This is a genomic window from Neorhizobium sp. 05N33 (assembly GCF_056397445.1).
In genome coordinates this window covers 1-18,825 of sequence record NZ_JBFTNK010000018.1, presented here as the reverse complement: position 1 = coordinate 18,825, position 18,825 = coordinate 1, and the positions used below count along the sequence as shown (strand labels likewise).

The following is an 18,825-nucleotide window of genomic DNA, read 5'->3' as shown; positions in this document are numbered from 1 at the left end:
TTATATAGATTGATGCATTCAATACGTCGATTGGCCAGAATGCCGCAGGGCATTCCGGTCACGGATCGCGGGAAGAGGAGAGATCAGAAGAAGGAGCCGGCCATTTCGGGTGAGGTCTCCAGCGCGTGCCCCATGAATTCCAGAGCGGCCTTCAGCGCCGGCCGTTGGATGGGACCGCCGAGGCACACGCGCACCGCTTCAGGAGCCGGCCCGTCGACGGTGAAGGCATCGCTCGCCACGACACCGATACCGGCGGAGCGCATGTGGCTGCCGAATGTCGAGCGGGTCCAGCCCTCGGTCAACGGCAGCCAGATGTTGAAGCCGAGCGGGTCGCCCCGATAGCTGCCCTTTGGCAATATGCCAGCGACCAGCGCCTGGCGGGCCGCCGCTTCGGCCCGGATAAACTGCAGCATGCTGTCGGCCGTGCCGTCCTCGATCCAGCGGGTGGCGAGCGCTGCCGACAACGGCGATGCCATGACGTTGTTGGCACGCATGGCACTGACGAACGGCCACGCCGCCTTGGTATCCGGGGCGACGACATAGGCGAGCCTGAGGCCGGCGCCGATACATTTCGAAAGCCCGCCAATATGCCAGGTCAGGTCCGGAGCCATCGCCGCGAGCGGCGCCGGAGCGTGGAGAGGGACAAAGCCATAGGCATCATCCTCGACGATCGGCACGCCGTATTTGCGTGCCACAGCGGAAATTTCCTCCCGACGCCGCTCCGGAATGGTCAGCGTCATCGGGTTCTGCAGGATCGGATTGAGATAGAGCGCCTTCGGCTTGTTCATCTCGCAGGCCTCAGCAAAGGCTGCCGGCAGAATGCCGTCTTCGTCCATCGGCAGGCCGACGAGGTTCAATCGCAGCTGGGCGGCTATCGACCGCATGCCCGGATAGGTGATGTTTTCCGACAGCACCGTCTCGCCCGGTTTTGCCAAGACACCGAAGATCGCCAACAGCGCCGGATGCGCCCCGGGAGTGATGAAAATGCGCTCCTGCGAGGGAACCAGGCCGCGCCGGCTGAGCCAAACCGCGGCGGCCTCCTTGTCCATGCCGGCACCGCCGAAACCCTGATACCGCAGCAGAGGCAGGAGATTGGTTGCGACTGCGGTGAGCCCTTCCCGCATTCGCGCGATCAGTTCCGGATCATCCGGCTCCGGCGGCATGTTCATCGAAAAATCGACGATCGAGGCCCGGCGCGGATCCGGCGCGGCCTCGGAAACGAAACCCCGGCGTTCCTTATCAGCGCCGCCGGTCACGAATGTGCCGCGTCCCACATGCGAGCTGACCAGCCCGCGCTTCTGGGCTTCCAGATAGCCGCGCGCCACGGTGGTGAAATCGACGTCGAGCACCTTTGCCAACTCGCGTTGCGGCGGCAAACGGTCGCCGACGACGAGGTTGCCGCTCCTCAGGTCCATCTCGATGACATCGGCGATCGCCATGTATCGCGGGGAGCGGCTGCGGGTCAGGTCAGGCTTCCAGGTCTTCATCCATGACGTCCGATAGTTAGTCCTGGATTGACGGTATATTGTTGCTCAGTGAGTCTGTCATCAGGAAAACGGATATTGCGCCGCAACTTGAGGACCGGAGATATCTGCAGCATTCCATTTACGGTAGCTAGTTATCCTAGCTGCAATTTTCCCGTGCTTTCAGGCTAAATTTCCGAACCGCACATTGTCGACTGTCTTTGCCGGCGCCCTTCCGCTCGAAATTCGGTCTGAACGCTGCATCGCACAATTGATCGCATAATTGATGGCTCCCGGACCACCTCAAATATCGGATGCGCGGGTGGTGGTCTGCTTGCGTCGTCGGCAAGGACTTGGGTGGTGATGGTGCGGATGCGTTCTGCGGGTTTGATTGCCGACAGGAGGCTCGGCGGAACCTATCAGTTCCGGGACTCGCTCTCGTCCGAAACACCCTTGGCTATCTGGCTCTTGTTCTGCTTGTCGGGAACATTGCCGTTCCCCTCCGCCCGGTCGCGATGGAGGGCAGCGCGGGCGAGAAGCATGAAGGTGATCGGCGTCGTCACGGTCACGAAGATGCCGATCAAGATCTCGTGGAATACGAGGCGTCCCGACGAAACCGTGAAGAAGATCATCGAAGCCAGCATGACGCCGCCGATCCCCCAGCTGGTGCCGAGCGTCGGCGCGTGGATGCGCTCGTAGAAGGTCGGCAGGCGCAGGAAGCCGATGGCACCGATCAGCGCAAGACCCGAACCGATCAGCAGGAAAAACGCGACCGCGATGGCGGCCCAGACGGGGATATCGGCTGCAGCCTGCATCATTCGATCACCTCCCCGCGCATCAGGAATTTCGCAAGCGCCACGGTCGCCACGAAGCCCAGCATGCCCATGACCAGCGCCGCCTCGAAATAGATCACGCGGCCCGTGCCGATGCCGAAGGTCACCAGCAGCAGCATGGCGTTGATGTAGAGCGTGTCGAGGCCGATGATCCGGTCCTGTGCCCTTGGCCCCCGGAACATGCGCACCGAGGCAATCGCCATCGCCGCCGCCAGCATCAGCTGGGCGAGCGAGACCGCACTGAAGAGAATGATGGCGCTCATGCGAATATCTCCATCAGCAGCTTCTCATATCTGTTCTTGATCGTGTCACGCCATTCCGCCTCGTTGTCCAGATCGAGGATATGCAGCAACACCGTCTTGTCGTTTGAATCATACTCCAGCCAGGCTGATCCCGGCGTGCTGGTCAGCACGACGGCCAGAACCGCGATTGCGGTATGGTTCTCGATATCCAGCTCGACGGTCAGGAAACCGGGATTGTGGCTGCGGCGGCCGGCCTTGAGGATGATCAGCGCAACCGCGATGTTCGATTTGACGATATCGTAGAGTACGATCCCGAACAGTTTCGGCAGCAGGTACCATTTGCCGAGCCGCGGCTTGTCCGGGCGCAGCGATGCCATCGCCCACGACGCGAACACGGCAACCAGGATGCCGAGCACCAGATGGCCGGGCGTGAAGCCGTTGAGCAGCAGCCACATCAGGACCAGCGACAATGTGAGCAGCGGATAGGGCAGCATCATTTACCCCTCGCTTCGGTCGACGCAGCACCGTCGTAGTCGGGGATCGGCGCCGCTTTGCGCACCGCATCGATATAGATCCGCGGATTGCTGAGGCTGCGGATCGTCGTATCCATATACTGCATCGCCGGTCCGGCCTGGACGGTGAGCGCAAGCGTCAGGAACAGCAGGAACATCACCGGCACGATCTCGATGACGAGGACGCGCGGCACGGTACCTTCGAGCGAGCTCCAGAAGGTGCGGATGCCGGCGCGCGTCATCGAAATCAGTGCTGCAATGCCGGAGAGGATGACGAGGATGACCAGAACCCAGACGGCCGTCGTCGGCGGCACTCCGATCGCCCCCGTCCCCATCATCGCCGACAGCATCGCGAACTTGGCGATGAACCCGGAGAGCGGCGGCAGGCCGGACAGCAGGATGCCGCAGGCCGCAAAGCAGATGCCGAGGATCGCCATCGTGCCCGGCATGGTGACGCCATCGCCTTCCTCCGGCTCGTCCTCATCCGCGTCGCCATAGGCTTCCATGGTGACCGCAAGGACGATCGCGCCGGCATCCTGGCCGCGCTCGACCAGTTCGATCAGCATGAAGAAGGCGCTGATCGTCAGCGTCGAGCTGACGAGATAGAGCAGCGCGCCGGACGAGATCGAGCCGTCATTGATGCCGAGCACCATCAGCAACGTACCGGAAGAGACCAGAACCGAGAAACCTGCAAGCCGTCCCAGCGCCTGCGAGGCCAGTACACCGATCGTGCCGAAGATCAGGGTGGCGATGCCGCCGTAGAGAAGCACGTCGGCGCCGAAACCGGCGGAAGGTCCTTCGCCGAAGAGCAGCATGGTCAGCCGCAGGATGATGTAGATGCCGAGCTTGCTCATGATCGCGAATATGCCGGCGACCGGTGCGGATGCGGCGCTATAGGCGGTCGGCAGCCAGAAGCAGAGCGGCCACATGCCCGCCTTGATGAGGAAGGCGATGCCGAGCACGCCCGCTCCCGCTTCCATCAGCATCCGCCGGTCCGGCTCGATATCGGGAATGCGGGCAGCAAGATCGGCCATGTTGAGCGTGCCGGCGGTGCCGTAGATCAGGCTCACGCCGATCAGGAACAGAAGTGCTGCGGCCAGGTTGACGGCGATATAGTGCATGCCCGCCTTGACGCGCAGCGGGCCGGAGCCGTGCAGCAGCAATCCATAAGATGCCGCCAGCATCACCTCGAAGAAGACGAAGAGATTGAACAGGTCGCCGGTGAGGAAGGCGCCGTTCAAACCCACCAGCAGCAGCTGGAACATGGTGTGGAAATGCGCGCCAACCGCATGCCAGCGGGCGAACGAGAAGACCAGCGCGGCGACCGAGAGCAGCGCGGTCAGCAGCAGCATCAGCGCCGACAGCGCGTCGAGAACCAGCACGATGCCAAAAGGCGCCGCCCAGTTTCCGAGCAGATAAACGCCGTCGAATTCGCTTGGACCGCTTTCGATCCGCAGAAGCGTGAGCGAGACGGCGACCAGGATCAGCGTCGATGCGAGGCTGATCATCGCTTTTACGACACGCTGGCGCTCGTCGAAGAACAACATGAGTGCGGCGGCGACCAGCGGCACAAGGATCGGCGCGATGATGAGGTGATGGATCCAGCCATTCATTTCGGCTCGTTCCTCCCATCGACATGGTCGGTACCGGTCAACCCGCGGGAGGCGAGCATGACGACGAGAAACAGCGCGGTCGTCGCAAACCCGATGACGATAGCCGTCAGCACCAGCGCCTGCGGCACCGGATCGGCAAGCGTCGAAGTGGGAACGCCGTCGACGAGGATCGGCGGGACGTTGGTCTTCACCCCGCCGACGCCGAAGATGAAGAGGTTGACGGCATAGGAGAGAAGCGAAAGGCCAACGATGACCTGATAGGTGCGCGGGCGCAGGATGAGCCAGACGCCGCAGCCCGTCATCACGCCGATCGCGGTGGCAAGAACGAGTTCCATCAGCCCTCCTCCGTCCGCGCTGCATCGATCGCCCGCAGGCGGTTGATGCGGATCGACTGGTGCGCCAGCGCCACGAGAATGAGCACCGTGGATCCGACCACCAGCGAGAACACGCCGAGATCAAAGAGCAGCGCCGTGGCGGCCGGCATCTTGCCGATCAGCGGCAGGTCGACATACTGGAAATGCGAGGTCAGGAACGGGTAACCGAAGAACCAGGCGCCGATGCCCGTCGAAACCGCCGTCAGCAGGCCTACTCCCATCCAGCGCAGCGGCAGAATGCGCAGGCGATCTTCCGCCCAGCGCGTGCCACCGGCCAGATATTGCAGCAGGAACGCGATCGACAGCGTCAGACCGGCCGAGAAGCCGCCGCCCGGCAGGTCATGGCCGCGCATGAAGATATAAACGGCGAAGGTGATGATCACCGGGAACAGCCAGGTCATGATGACCGAGGGGACGAGCAGGTAGTCACGCACCGTATCGCCGGCCGAACGCTCGGGACGATCCTCATCGAAACGGTTCTGGATGCGCTGCTGTTCCGGCAAGTCCATGCTGTCATCGGCCGGGCGGAAACGGCGAAGCAGCGCGAACACCGTCAGTGCCACGACGCCGAGCACTGCGATCTCGCCGAGCGTGTCGAAGCCGCGGAAATCCACCAGGATGACGTTGACGACGTTGCGCCCGCCGCCTCGCGAATAGGCGTTTTCGAGGAAGTAGTTGGCGATGGCATCCGGCACCGGCATGGTCATGACGGCATAGGCGATGAAGGTCATGCCGATGCCGCAGACGACGGCGAGCGCCAGGTCGCGGAAGCGGCGGAAGCGGGCCCGCAGCGTGATCGACTCGGCCATCCCCTGCGTCCGTTTCGGCAGCCAGCGCAGGCCGAGAAGGATGAGGACGGTGGTGACGATTTCGACGAGGAGCTGCGTGATGGCGAGATCCGGCGCCGAGAGCCAGACGAAAGTGATGCAGACGATCAGCCCGACGCCGCCGAGCATGACGAGGGCTGCAAGGCGATGGTATTTGGCGAGATAGGCGGTGCCGAAGGCGAGGCAGATGCCGAGCAGCCAGATCGCCGCGAAGGCTGGATCGATGCCGGAAAATGCGATGTCGCGGGTTTCGAAACCGGAGAGATAGAGCGGCAGGAGCCCGGCAAGGAAACCGGTCGCCACCACCCAGCGGAGCTGCGGCTGCAGATTGCGGGTGCCGAAGCGCCGTTCGAGCGTGCGGGCCCAGCGCCAGGACACTTCCACGAGAATGCGCTCGAAGATGCGCTGGCCCTTGAGGTTGCGCAGGATGGGCGGGCCGTCTTCGCAGGTCGCGAGATATTTCCGGAGCGAGAGATAGAGCAGCGTGCCGCCGACAAGTGCGATGGCGCTCATGATCAGCGGCAGGTTGACGCCGTGCCAGATGGAAAGGCTGTATTCCGGTGTCTGCGCACCCAGCACGCTGACGACGGCGGTTTGCAGGAAAGGCCCGATCGAAATCGCCGGAATGATGCCGACGATCAGGCAGGCGACAACCAGAAGCTCGATCGGAGAGCGCATCCAGCGCGGCGGCTCATGCGGCTGCGGCTTCGGCAGGTCCGTCGGCGGCGAGCCGAAGAACACCGTGTGAATGAAGCGCAGCGAATAGGCGACGCTGAAGGCGCTGGCGAGGGTCGCCACATAGGGGAGGATGCGGTCGAGGATAGAATCCGCGTGGGTTTCGACCGCTTCCGCAAAAAACATTTCCTTCGACAGGAAGCCGTTCAGCAGAGGAACGCCGGCCATGGCGGCACTCGCCACCATGGCCAGCGTGCCTGTGATCGGCAGATACCGGAAAAGCCCGCTCAATCGTCGCATGTCGCGCGTGCCGGTCTCGTGGTCGATGATGCCGGCCGCCATGAACAGCGACGCCTTGAAAGTTGCATGGTTGACCATGTGGAAGATCGCCGCAACGGTCGCGAGCGGACTGCCGAGGCTTAAGAGCGTGGTGATGAGGCCGAGATGGCTGATTGTCGAATAGGCGAGCAAGCCCTTCAGGTCCTGCTGAAACATCGCAAAATAGGCGCCGAGCACCAGCGTGATGATGCCCGCCAGCCCGACCAGGTAGAACCATTCGTAGGTTCCCGACAGGGCCGGCCAGAACCGCACCAGCAGGAAGACGCCGGCCTTCACCATGGTCGCCGAATGCAGGAAGGCCGAGACCGGGGTCGGCGCCGACATGGCATTGGGCAACCAGAAATGGAAGGGGAACTGGGCACTCTTGGTCAATGCGCCGAGCAGGATGAAGACCAGCGCCGGCACGTAGAGGGAATGACCGCGGATGACATCACCGGCGGCGAGGATTTTGTCGAGGTCGTAGCTGCCGACGATGTTGCCGAGCAGCAGCAGGCCGATCAGCAGGCAGAAACCGCCGATCCCGGTGATCGTCAACGCCATGCGGGCGCCGTCGCGCGCGGCGGCATTGTTGTGCCAGTAGCTGATCAGCAGGAAGGAAAAGATGCTGGTCAGTTCCCAGAACACCGACAGCAGAATGACGTTGCCGGAGATGACGATGCCGAGCATCGCGCCCATGAAGGCGAGAAGGAAGGAGAAGAAGCGCGGGACCGGATCGTCTTCCGACATGTAGTAGCGGGCGTAGACGACCACGAGAAAGCCGATGCCGGCAATCAGCATGGAGAAGAGCCAGGCGAAACCATCCATGCGCAGCGTGAAGTTCAGGCCAAGCTGCGGCAGCCATGTGCCCTCGAAGCGAAGCACGCCGCCATTGGTGACACTCGGATGGAAGGCCGCGATGATCAGCAGGGACAGGAGAGCAGTGGCGCCGGCGACCCAGGACGGCAGCACGCGCGAACGGGTTCGCAGCAGAGATACGGAGACCAGGCTTCCGAGAAAAGGCAGGACCAGCAGGAAAAGAAGAAGATATGGTCCTGACGTTATCCCAATGCTCCGGCCTTCCTATGTGCTGCGCATCCGCCCAGCGCCTGATGCGAAGATGCCTGCGAATGCTCCATCTAGCAATCTAATCCAAATTGCCATATATGGGAGATATTGACCAATATGGGCAGTTTGGTGAGATGGGTCAAGCCGCAAAGAACGCAATTTTGACGCCGGCCTTGTGTCGCGCCGCCCGTGGGTTTCTGGATTGGACGCAGACCGATCTCGCCGAGCGGTCGGGCGTGTCGCGCAGCACCATCCGTGATTACGAGGGCAGCCGGCACGACCTGCACCGCGCCACGGAAGCGCAGCTGCGCCTCGCCTTCGAAGAGGGCGGCGTCGCCTTCGTCCACATGGAGGGCGGACATTTCGGCGTCTGCCCGAGAGCCGTCCAGACACGGCAATAGGTCGAGCGGAGCGCGGCCCTGACCGGGCATCACCAGTTGGTGACCGAGCCGTCCCGGCGCCGTTTAAACCCTCGGCATGCCTTCAGGGCGAAGCGCCCTCTTCAGCGCCGCGATCCGGAAGATCGCGTTCGGAGCGCCGTAGCCGCGATAGCCGCGCCGTTCGACAATCTCGAAGAAGAAACCCTCGCCATAGGTCATGCTGTAGAGCTGGAAATATTCGCCGTGCTCGTCGCGGTCGTAGAGGATGTTCTCTTCCTTCAGCCGCTCAGAAAGCTCGGCATCGAGGCCGAAGCGGGCTTCGACGTCGCCATAGTAGTTGGGCGAGATGGCAAGCGGCTTGAAACCGTTCTTGCGCAGCGCCGCGGCCGTCGCAAAGATGTCGTCGGTCTGGAAGGCGAGATGCTGGACCCCGGATCCGAATTTTTCGGCGATGAAATGACCCGCCAGCGTGCGGCGGTTCTCGGCGCCGTTCAAGGTGATCCGCAGCGTGCCGGAGGCGTTTTCGACCACCTGGCTGCGTATCACGCCGGCCGGATCGATGATGTCGACCATCGGCGTCTTCTGCGTCTCGAAGATCGAGGTGTAGAAGAGCAGCCAGGTCAGCATTTCCTCGTAGGCGACCGTCTGAGCGATATGATCGACATGCCCGAGATGCGCCGGCGCCACCTCGGCTTCTTCGTTGACGGGCTGGAAATCGATCTCGGAAAAACGGCCGAGATTGCTCTTGTCGTCGATCAGGTAGACGAGGCCGCCGCCGACGCCGCGGATCGCCGGTATATCCACCTCACCCTCCGCCACCTGCTGCCGGAACGGTTCAGCCCCGAGCGCCACCGCCCTTTCGAACGCCTGCCCCGCATCCTCGACGACCAGGGCCATCGCATAGGCCGAGGTGCCGTGGACGGCAAACGAGGCGTTGGCAAAACCCTTCTCGTCGGTATTGACGAGGAGACGGATATCTCCCTGGCTGTAGAGGCTGACCTTCTTCGACTTGTGCACGGCGGTCTTGCGGAAACCCAGCGTTCGCAGGATCGCGGCCAAATCGGCCGCATCCTTCTCGTCGGAGGAGAATTCCACGAAACCGACCCCCTTGACCGAAGCGCGGTCCGGCATGTCGCGAACCGTCAGGCCCGATGCGTTCGGGCTGCGCCGCACTTGGTCGCCGAGATAGATCAGCGAACGGTGGCCGTCATCGGCAATCGCCCGGCTGGATCCGCCGCGGAACTGGTCGTTGAAAATCTCCAGCGAGAAATACCCGTCGTAGCCGGTTTCGGCGATCGCGGTGGTAAAGGCGGTCACCGGCAGATCGCCCTCGCCCGGCATGTTGCGGAAATGCCGCGACCAGTAGAGCAGGTCCATGTCGATCAGCGGCGCATCGGCAAGCTGGACGATGAAGATCTTGTCCTTCGGGATGGAGCGGATCGAATTGATGTCTATTCTGCGCGACAGGGTGTGAAAGCTGTCGAGGATGAGGCCGATATTCGGATGGTCAGCGCGCCGCACGATCTCCCAGGCATCGCGGTGGTCGTTGATATGCCGGCCCCAGGCAAGCGCCTCGTAGCCTACCCTCAACCCACGCCTGGCGGCCCGTTCGCCGAGCTCGTGAAAATCGGCCGCCGCCCGGTCGATGCCGCCGAGCGAGACCGGCGAGACGTTGGAGCAAACGAGGACGAGGTCGGTGCCGAGTTCCTGCATCACGTCGAACTTGCGCTCCGCACGATCGAAGGTGCGGCTCCGATGCGAGGCAGGCATGCCCTCGAAATCGCGGAACGGCTGGAACAGCGTGATCTCCAGGCCGTGATCGCGCACCATCCTGCCAACATCGGCGGGGCTGCCGTCGAAGGCGAGGAAATCGTTCTCGAAGATCTCCACTCCATCGAAACCGGCCTTGGCAATCGCTTCCAGCTTCTCGGGCAGCTCTCCGCTGATCGAAACCGTGGCTATCGACGTTTTCATGCGCTCCCTCCCGTTTCCTCGGAATGTGACCGAAGAGGCTCCTCAGATGCACCGGCGAGCGACCTCCCGCTTCGAGCCGGCATCAGCGAGACTATTTTGTACTAAATAGTTCGTAACATCAAATGGGAAGTTTGGGGTGTACCGATAGCCCGAAATCGGGAATCGGATTGGGCGCTGCCGAGGCAGCGAGAGTCTGGCCACGGGACCGCGTTCAGAGCTTCAATTTTGCGGCCCAGGCCGATACGGTTTCAGCCATCGTCGCGAGATGGTCGGTGGCGGAAAATCCGGAAATCGTCTTGCGCGGCTTCAGGTCATGATCGCCGTCCTCCAGCCAGAGGATCTCGATGGCCTTCGAGAGTTCGTAGCCAGATACTTCTTCGCGGTTGCCGAATTCATCGCGGGTTCCCTGGCAGATCAGCGCCGGCGCCTTGAGACTTTTGAGATGCTGGGTGCGAAGCTGCTCCGGTTTTCCCGGAGGATGGAACGGATAACCGAGGCACAACAGGCCGGCGATCCTGCCCTCATCGTAAAGCTCGTCGGCAATCATGCTCGCCACCCGTCCGCCCATCGACTTGCCACCGATGATCAGCGGTCCCTTCGCACCGAGTTCGGCGATCGCCGCCCTGTATTCGGGATTGAGCGTCTCTGCCCGTGGAGGCGGCTTGCGATCGCCGGAGGTACGCCGGGCAGCCATGTAGCCGAATTCGAAACGCGCGACACGAAAACCCGTGGCCGACAGGGCTTTCGCCGCAGCCGTCATCGATGCCGAATCCATCGGCGCGCCGGCGCCGTGCGCAAGCAGGATCGTGAGACGCGCGTCTTGCGGTCCCTCGATCAGAAATCGCCCTGACATCTTGCTCCCTCAATTCCGGTTCACTTTTCCCGCGCGCCTGTCGGAATAGACCGCCGGCGCACGTCCTTTATGTGGGCGAGCCCGTGTCCGCCCGCAATTTGGCGACTATATCAGCGGGGGCAAGGCCAAGTCTCCTGCCCTACCATTACAGACGGAGGAATGTCATGGATATGCAGAGCCTCACACCAGCAATCGAACTTGCAAGAAAGAATGGCGTGCACTTTCCCAACGAAAGCGCCGCATACAGGGAGGCGCGGGATGCGCTTCTCGCCGAGGAAATCGAGCTCCGTCGCCATATCGAGCGCGTTGCCGAGCAGAGACGCCATCTGCCGCCGGGCGGACATGTGCCGAAGAACTATACGTTCGAGGGCGTGAACGGCAGGATTTCGTTCGAAGAGCTGTTTGCGGACAAGGAAACGCTGGTCATCTACAGCTATATGTTCGGTCCGCAGCGCGAGCGGCCCTGCCCGATGTGCACGTCGCTGCTTTCCTCCTGGGACGGCGAGGTTCCCGACATCCAGCAGCGCGTCGCGTTCGCCGTCGTCGCACGTTCGCCGCTGCAGCGGCTCACCGATTTCAAACGGGAGCGCGGCTGGCACCATCTGCCGCTCTATTCGGATACGAGCGGCGAGTTCAGCCGGGATTACCACGCGATCGGCAAGGACGGCAGCGACGACGCGGCCTTCAACGTGTTCACCCGCCGGGATGGAACCATACGGCATTTCTGGAGCGGCGAGATGGGCGGTGCCACTGCCGACCCCGGCCAGGACCCGCGCGGCGCACCCGATCTGATGCCAATCTGGACGATCCTCGACTCTACCCCGGAAGGCCGCGCGCCGCACTGGTATCCCAAGCTGTCCTATTAGGACTGAAGTCCTACGCGCCGATCAAGGCGGAACGAAAGATGATGCCGCCACGTTCTCCGGCCACTTCAACCGATAAGGAAGTGACCATGAAAAAGCTCATCATTCTCTCCGCCGCGATCGGCCTCCTCGCGACCGGCGCAATGGCCCAGCAGAGCACGGTCAACGGCGCCGTGGGCGGTGCGGTTACCGGTGCAATCGTCGGTGGTCCGGTTGGCGCTGCCGTCGGTGGCGTAGTCGGCGCGGTCGCCGGCACGGCGATCGACCCGCCGCCGGAACGCGTCGTCACCTACGTGCGCCAGCAACCGATACAGCAGTCCGTCGTGGTGCAGGAGCGCGTCGTCGTCGGCCAGCCGATCCCGCAACAGGTCGTCCTCACCCCGATCCCGGAAGCGCCGACCTATGCCTATGCCGTCGTCAACCAGCAGCGCGTCATCGTCGATCCGCGCACCCACACCGTGGTTCAGGTCGTCGAGTAATCGCTTCCGCATTGCTGACCGAAAGCCGTCGTATCGAGAGGTACGGCGGCTTGTTTTTTAGATCATGGCCTGCCCGATCAAAAATTTTTTGAATCCGGCGGAACCAAATGCCGGCTGCATCGTTTTTTAAGGTTGGTATCCAGGGAGGACACGAAAGATGCCGCAGGCAAGTTGGCAAAAACCGGTGCGCGTCGCCTTCGGGCAACTCGGTACTGAGGTCATCAACGGACCGTTTGAGGCGCTTGCGCTTTTGACGGACCGGTGGCCGGACATGCGCGGACCACACTTTGTCAAGGCGCGCAGCGTCTGCCGGGCAGCGCTCGATGGGCGCAGGTCACCGGAAGAAGCGCGCCAGCAATTTGAGGAAGCAGTCAGCGAAGCGCAACTGCATCTTAACTGAACGATGGCCGGCGATCGCCGGCCTTCATGGTTCAGAGACCGATGATATCGCCTAAAAGCCGGAGGGTGGAGCCGGAAAGGGCGATCGGCGCGAACAGCACGGAGAAACACAAGCACGGCCCGCGCTTACCCGCGATCGGCCGATGGTCCAGTGTTTCGTCCGCGACGGAGACATCACCCTCACCGAAATTGCCGCGATGGTCGTGAAACTCGCCCTCAAGCACCAATGTCAATTCAAGCCCGTGATGGCCGTGCTGCGGGAGTGCCCTTCCCGGCCGTACCCATAAAAAACTCGTCTCGACTTCCTTCGATTTTTCGATGACGTGATGCCGCAGACCCGGCAATTTCGTTTTCCATCTGATATCGGCGAGATCGGCGCCGACATAAGCCCGTAGCGGTGCGGGGAGCTTCGATTTTCCGAAGATCCTGGGCCGATGCTCCGGCGGCGGCGCAGACGCGAAGATTTCGGCCAACCGTCGCTTGGCGTCGGACAATGCCAGGGGTGGAGTGATATTCAGGGCATCGCCTGCATACTCCTCCATGACACCGGCCAGTTTCGCAGACGGCGAGTGCATTTCCAGATGCGAACCGACGAGAACATGAGCCGGCTCAGGAAGAGAGCCAGACACGTAATGCGCGATCAGAAGATCCAGCCGTTCGAGGTTCTGCAGCATGTCCAAATGCCAGTTTCATGCAGGAAATCGGGTCAAAGCGCCCTCACTTCATCGCGCAGCGCGGATCCGTATCTGCTTCAACTCTACGTCTATACGTCTGGAGAGAAATTTGGATTACTACTTCCAATATAATCGCGCCGTTTTTTTTAACGGCCCGTCGATACATTAGAGGGTGGCGCTCGAAGCGCTCTTTTAGCCGCCGTCGCAACCATAGATCCAGCCACGAAAAGACGGATTTTACGGGGGCAAACCCTTTCCGGAAACAGAATTTCTTGCCTCCGGGTCCTTGTCCGCCGAAAAGACCCTGTTTACATGTGCGATGAACAAGAAGGCACCCCCGATGACCTCCCATTCCTCCGTCCTTGACGTGATCGGCAACACGCCCCTCATCCGGCTGAACGGCGCTTCCCAAGCGACCGGCTGCGAAATCCTCGGCAAGGCGGAGTTCCTGAACCCCGGCCAATCGGTCAAGGATAGGGCAGCGCTCTACATCATCCGCGACGCTGAAAAGAAGGGGCTCCTGCGCCCCGGCGGCGTCATCGTCGAAGGCACGGCCGGCAATACCGGCATCGGCCTGACCCTGGTCGCCAAGGCACTCGGCTATCGCACCGTCATCGTCATTCCGGAAACTCAGAGCCAGGAAAAGAAGGACGCGCTGAAACTGCTCGGTGCGGAACTGGTCGAGGTTCCCGCCGTCCCTTACAAGAACCCGAACAACTATGTGAAAATCTCCGGACGGCTTGCTGAAGAATTGGCGAAGTCCGAGCCCGCCGGTGCGATCTGGGCCAACCAGTTCGACAACGTCGCCAACCGGGAAGCCCATATCCACACCACGGCGCCCGAAATCTTCGAGCAGACCGGCGGCAAGGTAGACGGCTTTATCTGCGCGGTCGGCTCGGGCGGCACGCTTGCCGGCGTCGCCCTTGGCCTCAAGGCCCGCAACCCGGCAATCAAGATCGGCATCGCCGATCCGGAAGGTGCTGCCCTCTACGAATTCTATGCCCATGGCGAGTTCAAGTCGGAAGGCAACTCGATCACCGAGGGCATCGGCCAGGGCCGCATCACTGCCAATCTCGAAGGTTTCAAGCCGGATTTCGCCTACCAGATCCCGGATGCGGAAGCGCTGCCTTATATCTTCGACCTGGTCGAGCACGAAGGCCTCTGCCTCGGCGGTTCGACCGGCATCAACATTGCCGGCGCCGTTCGCCTCGCCAGGGATCTCGGCCCCGGCCACACGATCGTGACGGTGCTTTGCGACTACGGCAACCGCTATCAGTCCAAGCTTTTCAACCCGGATTTCCTGAAGTCGAAGGGCCTGCCCGTGCCTGCCTGGCTGACGCAGAAGCGGCAGATCGACATTCCCTTCCAGACGGTCTGATACCTTGAAGAACGAGTGATTTATGCCCGCTGAAGCTCTCTACCGCGACGATTTTTATCTATCGACAGCAGAAGCGGTGGTGACGGCCATCCACGAGGACGGCGGCATCGAGCTCGATCGTACCTGTTTTTATGCAACGTCGGGCGGCCAGCCGGGCGATACCGGCTTTCTGGAACGGGCCGACGGCACCAAAATCCAGCTTGGCCAGACAAGGCACGGCGCCTCCAAGGATATCGTCATCCATGTGCCGCTCGAAGGCGAAGCCCAGCCCCTGGTCGGCGAAAACCTGGTCATGCATATCGACTGGCAGCGCCGCTACAAGCTGATGCGCATGCACACCGCCTGCCATCTTCTTTCCGTCGTCTGCCAGTATCCGATCACCGGGGCCGCCGTCGGCGAAGAGGAGTCGCGCGTCGATTTCGACATGACCGACACGATCGACCGGCAGGAGGTAACCGCCAGGCTGATGGAGCTGGTCGGCCAGAACCATCCCGTCTACGTGCAGTGGATCACAGACGAGGAGCTTGCCGCCAATCCGGGTATCGTCAAGTCGAAGAATGTCCGCCCGCCGATGGGCCTCGGGCGGGTCAGCCTCGTCTGCATAGGCGAAAATTCCAGCGTTGACAGCCAGCCCTGCGGTGGAACACATGTCTCCGAAACGCAGGAGGTCGGGGCGATTCATATCGCCAAGATCGAGAAGAAGGGCAAGGAAAACCGCCGGTTCCGCATCCGGTTCGGCGAGCCCGGCGCAGAGGCCTGATATCAGGCCCAAAGGAGATTTGACATGAGTGAAACCAGCCGTTTCGTCGTTTCGTCCGAGTGGCTTCACAACGAGCTCGGCAGCCCCGACCTCAAGATCCTTGATGCCTCCTTCTATCTTCCCGCGCAGAACCGCGACGCGGATGCCGAATACGCGGCCGGACATATTCCGGGCGCCATCCGCTTCGACCACGACAAGGTCGCCGACCACTCGACCAACTTGCCGCATATGGTGCCGGCGCCGGACGTGTTTGCCGAGGCGGTCGGCCGTATGGGCATCCGCGAGAACGACCGGATCGTCATCTATGACGGTCCCGGCATCTTCTCCTCGCCGCGCGGCTGGTGGCTGTTCCGCATCATGGGCGCAAGACAGGTCTTCGTGCTCGACGGCGGCATCGATGGCTGGAAGGCGGAAGGCCGGCCGCTCGAAACGACCGTCCCTTCGCCCGAACCCGTCATCTTCACCCCGAATTTCAGGGTGGACAAGGTGATCGACTTCCAGACCATGCTGTCGATCGTCAGCGATGGCACCCGCCAGATCGCCGATGCGCGGCCTGCCGGCCGTTTTGCCGGCACCGATCCGGAGCCGCGCGCCGGCATGCGTTCCGGCCACATGCCGGGTGCGGCCAGCCTTCCGTCCGGCACGTTCTCGGTCAACGGCAAGCTGCGTTCGCTGCCCGAACTGCAAAAGGCGATCGAGGATGCTGGCATCGATTTCGGCCGGCCGGTGGTGACGAGCTGCGGCTCCGGCATCACCGCCGCGATCATCACGCTGGCGCTCGAATCCCTCGGCCATGAGGACAACTCGCTTTACGACGGCTCGTGGACCGAATGGGGCAGCCGCCAGGATACGCCGGTCGTTACCGGCCCGCCCTCGCCGAAAGCGGCGTGATCGCCATGGCGAAGAAGCCAGCTCCGCTGAAAGCCCATGTCACCAGCCTGGAAATGACCGCACCGCCGAAGACCAGCTTGGCGGTGCCGGTCAATATCCAGACGGCGATCATCCGTGCCCCCGAAATCCCGCTTCACTACTATCGCTATCTCTATCGGCAGGTGGGCAAACGCTGGCACTGGTACAAGCGCCTGCGCATGGGTGACGACGAACTTGCGGCCGCCGTCCATAATCCGCGAACCTCCGTGACGGTGCTCTACGTCAACGGCGCGCCGGCCGGCTTTTTCGAGCTGTTCAAGGAAAGCGACGACGTCATCGAACTCTCCTACTTCGGGCTGTTCGAACGGGCGATCGGGCTCGGCATCGGCAAGTGGTTCCTGCTTCAGGCGCTTTATGCCGCCTGGCAGGACAATCCGCAGAAGGTGACCGTCACCACCAACACACTCGACCATCCGCGCGCCCTGCAGCTCTACCAGATGATGGGCTTTTCGCCGGTTTCGACCTACGAAGCGCTGGTCCCGCCGATGACGGATGCCGAGCTCCTGAAAGCGCTCGACGGCTGATGTTCAAATTTTCACCCAAGGCGATGCTGATCGCTTTGGTGGTGATGATGCTGACGCATTCATATTCTTGACCGGAGGCAAGTATCGGGTGGCGAGAGGCATTCGACAGGCGCATCTCTTGTGCAACACGCACCACAGGAGAGCCCGATGACCATTTCCTTCATTGCCATGCCCGCCGCTGATGCCGAGCATCTCTGGAAGGGCGGCGCCGATGCCTACGGACGCCAGCCGGAAACGATGACGTCCGACGGACCCGGTTATCCCTGCCGCCATTGCCTCAAGAATATCGATGCGGGCGAGGAATTGCTGGTTCTCGCCTACCGGCCCTTCCCCGAACTGCAGCCCTATGCGGAAACCGGGCCGATCTTCCTGCACAAGCAGCCCTGCCGGCGTTACGCGGCGGAAGAGGTCCTGCCGCCCATGCTGGCGAGCACGGATTATATCGTCCGCGGCTATGGACGGGACGACCGCATCGTCTATGGCAGCGGCGCCGTGACGCCGACCGAGAAGATCACCTCGCGCGCCGAGGAACTGCTGGCACGCGACGACATCGCCTATGTGCATGTCCGCTCGGCCCGCAACAATTGCTACCAGTGCCGGATCGACAAGGTCGAGGTGCGGGCGTTCGCGGACCCGGCTCTCGCAATCTGAAACGCGAAAGCGCGCCGTTCCATCGAAGCGGCGCGCCATCATGTTCGTTTTGAAGCCCGCTTAGGCTTCAATTCTGGGTATTGTCGCCCTGCTCGTCGTCGCGTTCAAGGTTCTCGGCGAAATCGAGCAGCAGCCTGACGATCTCGCCGCCCTTCTTTTCGTCACCCTCAAGCTTGCGGGCAATCACCTCGCGAAGGTTGAGCATGGCTGCATCGATGCTGCGCGGCAACGACGGACCGGTCTCGCGACCGCGCTCGTGGCGTTCCTGCCGCTGTTTGATGCGCTCGGCGAGCTGCGACAGCCGATCGAGGATCGTCGCGGCAAAGCTGCGGTTCTCGTCGAGATACTTGCGGCCTTCGTCGGTGATCGCATAGCGCTTCTTGTTGCCGTCCGCCTCGGCGACCACATAGCCGGCCTCCTCGAGATAGGTCAGCGTCGGGTAGATGACGCCGGGGCTCGGCGCATAAAAGCCGTAGGTGAGATCCTCGATATGCTTGATGATCTCGTAGCCGTGGCGCGGCTCCTTCTCGATCAACGCCAATACGACGAGGCGCAGGTCGCCCTGCATCAGGAAGCGGCCGATACGGCCATCACCGTCATCGCCGAAACCGCGGCCGCCGCCGGGACCGCCCCGGCCGCCGCGTCCAAATCCCCCGCTAAACGGGCCGCCGCGGGCGGCGAACATTTCCTCGAAACCCTTGCGGTCGCCACGCTCGCCGCAGCCATGTCTTCCATCGAACCTGTGTTTGAACATTTCTTGTCTCCTCAGACTGTCTTTCGATATATCTAAAGATAGCCACTCAGGAGATTTCGTCAACAACTAAGATATATCTAAATCATATCGCATTGATCTTGAACATAGAAAAACGCCGGACGCGAAGCGCCCGGCGTCAGACTGCTGACAAACCCCTGGCGTGGTCCGGGGGTTTGTGATTCATTGGGACATGTTGAAGAAACCTGCCCCTTGCCAGACGGCTCTTGAGATGGTGACGCTCGAGGGTCTGGTGCCGAAGGATCACCTGCTTCGCAAGATTTGAT

General features: G+C 62.1%; 20 protein-coding genes. 9 read left to right on the top strand and 11 right to left on the bottom strand.

The window, feature by feature from the left end; genetic code table 11:
• Positions 1-83: 83 nt before the first annotated feature.
• The 7 genes from AC1DLT_RS27445 to AC1DLT_RS27415 all read right to left on the bottom strand — a co-directional run bounded on the left by AC1DLT_RS27445 (position 84) and on the right by AC1DLT_RS27415 (position 7,919).
• Positions 84-1,487 (bottom strand): aminotransferase-like domain-containing protein, encoded by a 1,404-nt coding sequence (locus AC1DLT_RS27445; RefSeq protein ID WP_477488827.1) that lies wholly within the window; start codon positions 1,485-1,487, stop codon positions 84-86.
• Between the two features lie 395 nt (positions 1,488-1,882).
• On the bottom strand, positions 1,883-2,281 hold the full coding sequence (gene mnhG / locus AC1DLT_RS27440) for a monovalent cation/H(+) antiporter subunit G (protein WP_247136388.1): 399 nt from the start codon (positions 2,279-2,281) through the stop codon (positions 1,883-1,885).
• Positions 2,278-2,559 (bottom strand): K+/H+ antiporter subunit F, encoded by a 282-nt coding sequence (locus AC1DLT_RS27435; protein ID WP_037084596.1) that lies wholly within the window; start codon positions 2,557-2,559, stop codon positions 2,278-2,280. The genes mnhG and AC1DLT_RS27435 overlap by 4 nt, the downstream gene beginning before the upstream one ends.
• The gene (locus AC1DLT_RS27430) at positions 2,556-3,032 is read right to left on the bottom strand and encodes a Na+/H+ antiporter subunit E (RefSeq protein ID WP_038549083.1); all 477 of its coding nucleotides are present in this window, start codon (positions 3,030-3,032) and stop codon (positions 2,556-2,558) included. Before AC1DLT_RS27430 ends, AC1DLT_RS27435 begins: the two co-directional genes overlap by 4 nt.
• Positions 3,032-4,663 (bottom strand): monovalent cation/H+ antiporter subunit D, encoded by a 1,632-nt coding sequence (locus AC1DLT_RS27425; RefSeq protein ID WP_477488826.1) that lies wholly within the window; start codon positions 4,661-4,663, stop codon positions 3,032-3,034. The genes AC1DLT_RS27430 and AC1DLT_RS27425 overlap by 1 nt, the downstream gene beginning before the upstream one ends.
• Entirely contained in the window at positions 4,660-4,998 is a 339-nt protein-coding gene (locus AC1DLT_RS27420; protein ID WP_046601424.1) for a Na+/H+ antiporter subunit C, read from the bottom strand. The genes AC1DLT_RS27425 and AC1DLT_RS27420 overlap by 4 nt, the downstream gene beginning before the upstream one ends.
• Positions 4,998-7,919, bottom strand: a complete 2,922-nt coding sequence (locus tag AC1DLT_RS27415) for a monovalent cation/H+ antiporter subunit A (RefSeq protein ID WP_477488875.1) — start codon at positions 7,917-7,919, stop codon at positions 4,998-5,000. The genes AC1DLT_RS27420 and AC1DLT_RS27415 overlap by 1 nt, the downstream gene beginning before the upstream one ends.
• Positions 7,920-8,011: 92 nt before the next feature.
• Here AC1DLT_RS27415 and AC1DLT_RS27410 point away from each other — a divergent pair, with 92 nt between their 5' ends.
• A complete protein-coding gene (locus AC1DLT_RS27410; RefSeq protein ID WP_436109456.1) occupies positions 8,012-8,323 on the top strand; it encodes a helix-turn-helix transcriptional regulator in 312 nt (103 codons plus the stop codon).
• Positions 8,324-8,386: 63 nt separating this feature from the next.
• Here the strand turns inward: AC1DLT_RS27410 and AC1DLT_RS27405 are convergent, their stop codons facing one another.
• Both AC1DLT_RS27405 and AC1DLT_RS27400 read right to left on the bottom strand, forming a co-directional pair.
• Positions 8,387-10,276: a bifunctional sugar phosphate isomerase/epimerase/4-hydroxyphenylpyruvate dioxygenase family protein gene (locus AC1DLT_RS27405; RefSeq protein ID WP_477488825.1), complete on the bottom strand. Its 1,890-nt coding sequence runs from the start codon at positions 10,274-10,276 to the stop codon at positions 8,387-8,389.
• 211 nt (positions 10,277-10,487) lie between these two features.
• On the bottom strand, positions 10,488-11,129 hold the full coding sequence (locus AC1DLT_RS27400; RefSeq protein ID WP_038542314.1) for an alpha/beta hydrolase family protein: 642 nt from the start codon (positions 11,127-11,129) through the stop codon (positions 10,488-10,490).
• A 164-nt stretch (positions 11,130-11,293) separates the two neighbouring features.
• Between AC1DLT_RS27400 and AC1DLT_RS27395 the strand changes: the two genes are divergently transcribed.
• The 3 genes from AC1DLT_RS27395 (at position 11,294) to AC1DLT_RS27385 (ending at position 12,871) form a co-directional block, all read left to right on the top strand.
• The gene (locus AC1DLT_RS27395) at positions 11,294-11,995 is read left to right on the top strand and encodes a DUF899 family protein (RefSeq protein WP_038542313.1); all 702 of its coding nucleotides are present in this window, start codon (positions 11,294-11,296) and stop codon (positions 11,993-11,995) included.
• An 86-nt stretch (positions 11,996-12,081) separates the two neighbouring features.
• Positions 12,082-12,471, top strand: coding sequence for a DUF1236 domain-containing protein (locus AC1DLT_RS27390; RefSeq protein ID WP_051900072.1), 390 nt, complete (start codon positions 12,082-12,084; stop codon positions 12,469-12,471).
• Positions 12,472-12,628: 157 nt separating this feature from the next.
• Complete coding sequence (locus AC1DLT_RS27385; protein ID WP_007772754.1) at positions 12,629-12,871, top strand: DUF982 domain-containing protein; 243 nt, start codon at positions 12,629-12,631, stop codon at positions 12,869-12,871.
• A 31-nt stretch (positions 12,872-12,902) separates the two neighbouring features.
• Here AC1DLT_RS27385 and AC1DLT_RS27380 read toward each other — a convergent pair whose 3' ends face one another.
• Complete coding sequence (locus AC1DLT_RS27380; RefSeq protein WP_038549077.1) at positions 12,903-13,544, bottom strand: ChrR family anti-sigma-E factor; 642 nt, start codon at positions 13,542-13,544, stop codon at positions 12,903-12,905.
• Positions 13,545-13,884: 340 nt separating this feature from the next.
• Between AC1DLT_RS27380 and AC1DLT_RS27375 the strand changes: the two genes are divergently transcribed.
• The 5 genes from AC1DLT_RS27375 (at position 13,885) to AC1DLT_RS27355 (ending at position 17,787) form a co-directional block, all read left to right on the top strand.
• Positions 13,885-14,922 (top strand): cysteine synthase A, encoded by a 1,038-nt coding sequence (locus tag AC1DLT_RS27375; protein WP_038549075.1) that lies wholly within the window; start codon positions 13,885-13,887, stop codon positions 14,920-14,922.
• Positions 14,923-14,944: 22 nt separating this feature from the next.
• Positions 14,945-15,682 carry an alanyl-tRNA editing protein gene (locus tag AC1DLT_RS27370; RefSeq protein WP_038542311.1) on the top strand — a complete coding sequence of 246 codons (738 nt, stop codon included), beginning with the start codon at positions 14,945-14,947 and terminating at the stop codon, positions 15,680-15,682.
• A 24-nt stretch (positions 15,683-15,706) separates the two neighbouring features.
• Positions 15,707-16,573: a 3-mercaptopyruvate sulfurtransferase gene (sseA, locus tag AC1DLT_RS27365; RefSeq protein WP_038542309.1), complete on the top strand. Its 867-nt coding sequence runs from the start codon at positions 15,707-15,709 to the stop codon at positions 16,571-16,573.
• A 5-nt stretch (positions 16,574-16,578) separates the two neighbouring features.
• On the top strand, positions 16,579-17,136 hold the full coding sequence (locus AC1DLT_RS27360) for a GNAT family N-acetyltransferase (protein WP_247039694.1): 558 nt from the start codon (positions 16,579-16,581) through the stop codon (positions 17,134-17,136).
• A gap of 147 nt (positions 17,137-17,283) precedes the next feature.
• Positions 17,284-17,787 carry a DUF1203 domain-containing protein gene (locus AC1DLT_RS27355; RefSeq protein ID WP_477488824.1) on the top strand — a complete coding sequence of 168 codons (504 nt, stop codon included), beginning with the start codon at positions 17,284-17,286 and terminating at the stop codon, positions 17,785-17,787.
• Between the two features lie 67 nt (positions 17,788-17,854).
• Here AC1DLT_RS27355 and AC1DLT_RS27350 read toward each other — a convergent pair whose 3' ends face one another.
• A complete protein-coding gene (locus tag AC1DLT_RS27350; RefSeq protein ID WP_477488823.1) occupies positions 17,855-18,541 on the bottom strand; it encodes a PadR family transcriptional regulator in 687 nt (228 codons plus the stop codon).
• Positions 18,542-18,825: the final 284 nt, after the last annotated feature.

What these genes read in the sequence shown, in the direction of transcription:
- AC1DLT_RS27445 (WP_477488827.1), bottom strand. Translation starts at nt 1,487, where the DNA reads ATGAAGACCTGGAAGCCTGACCTGACCCGCAGCCGCTCCCCGCGATAC.
- mnhG (WP_247136388.1), bottom strand. Translation starts at nt 2,281, where the DNA reads ATGATGCAGGCTGCAGCCGATATCCCCGTCTGGGCCGCCATCGCGGTC.
- AC1DLT_RS27435 (WP_037084596.1), bottom strand. Translation starts at nt 2,559, where the DNA reads ATGAGCGCCATCATTCTCTTCAGTGCGGTCTCGCTCGCCCAGCTGATG.
- AC1DLT_RS27430 (WP_038549083.1), bottom strand. Translation starts at nt 3,032, where the DNA reads ATGCTGCCCTATCCGCTGCTCACATTGTCGCTGGTCCTGATGTGGCTG.
- AC1DLT_RS27425 (WP_477488826.1), bottom strand. Translation starts at nt 4,663, where the DNA reads ATGAATGGCTGGATCCATCACCTCATCATCGCGCCGATCCTTGTGCCG.
- AC1DLT_RS27420 (WP_046601424.1), bottom strand. Translation starts at nt 4,998, where the DNA reads ATGGAACTCGTTCTTGCCACCGCGATCGGCGTGATGACGGGCTGCGGC.
- AC1DLT_RS27405 (WP_477488825.1), bottom strand. Translation starts at nt 10,276, where the DNA reads ATGAAAACGTCGATAGCCACGGTTTCGATCAGCGGAGAGCTGCCCGAG.
- AC1DLT_RS27400 (WP_038542314.1), bottom strand. Translation starts at nt 11,129, where the DNA reads ATGTCAGGGCGATTTCTGATCGAGGGACCGCAAGACGCGCGTCTCACG.
- AC1DLT_RS27395 (WP_038542313.1), top strand. Translation starts at nt 11,294, where the DNA reads ATGGATATGCAGAGCCTCACACCAGCAATCGAACTTGCAAGAAAGAAT.
- AC1DLT_RS27390 (WP_051900072.1), top strand. Translation starts at nt 12,082, where the DNA reads ATGAAAAAGCTCATCATTCTCTCCGCCGCGATCGGCCTCCTCGCGACC.
- AC1DLT_RS27385 (WP_007772754.1), top strand. Translation starts at nt 12,629, where the DNA reads ATGCCGCAGGCAAGTTGGCAAAAACCGGTGCGCGTCGCCTTCGGGCAA.
- AC1DLT_RS27380 (WP_038549077.1), bottom strand. Translation starts at nt 13,544, where the DNA reads ATGCTGCAGAACCTCGAACGGCTGGATCTTCTGATCGCGCATTACGTG.
- AC1DLT_RS27375 (WP_038549075.1), top strand. Translation starts at nt 13,885, where the DNA reads ATGACCTCCCATTCCTCCGTCCTTGACGTGATCGGCAACACGCCCCTC.
- AC1DLT_RS27370 (WP_038542311.1), top strand. Translation starts at nt 14,945, where the DNA reads ATGCCCGCTGAAGCTCTCTACCGCGACGATTTTTATCTATCGACAGCA.
- sseA (WP_038542309.1), top strand. Translation starts at nt 15,707, where the DNA reads ATGAGTGAAACCAGCCGTTTCGTCGTTTCGTCCGAGTGGCTTCACAAC.
- AC1DLT_RS27360 (WP_247039694.1), top strand. Translation starts at nt 16,579, where the DNA reads ATGGCGAAGAAGCCAGCTCCGCTGAAAGCCCATGTCACCAGCCTGGAA.
- AC1DLT_RS27355 (WP_477488824.1), top strand. Translation starts at nt 17,284, where the DNA reads ATGACCATTTCCTTCATTGCCATGCCCGCCGCTGATGCCGAGCATCTC.
- AC1DLT_RS27350 (WP_477488823.1), bottom strand. Translation starts at nt 18,541, where the DNA reads ATGTTCAAACACAGGTTCGATGGAAGACATGGCTGCGGCGAGCGTGGC.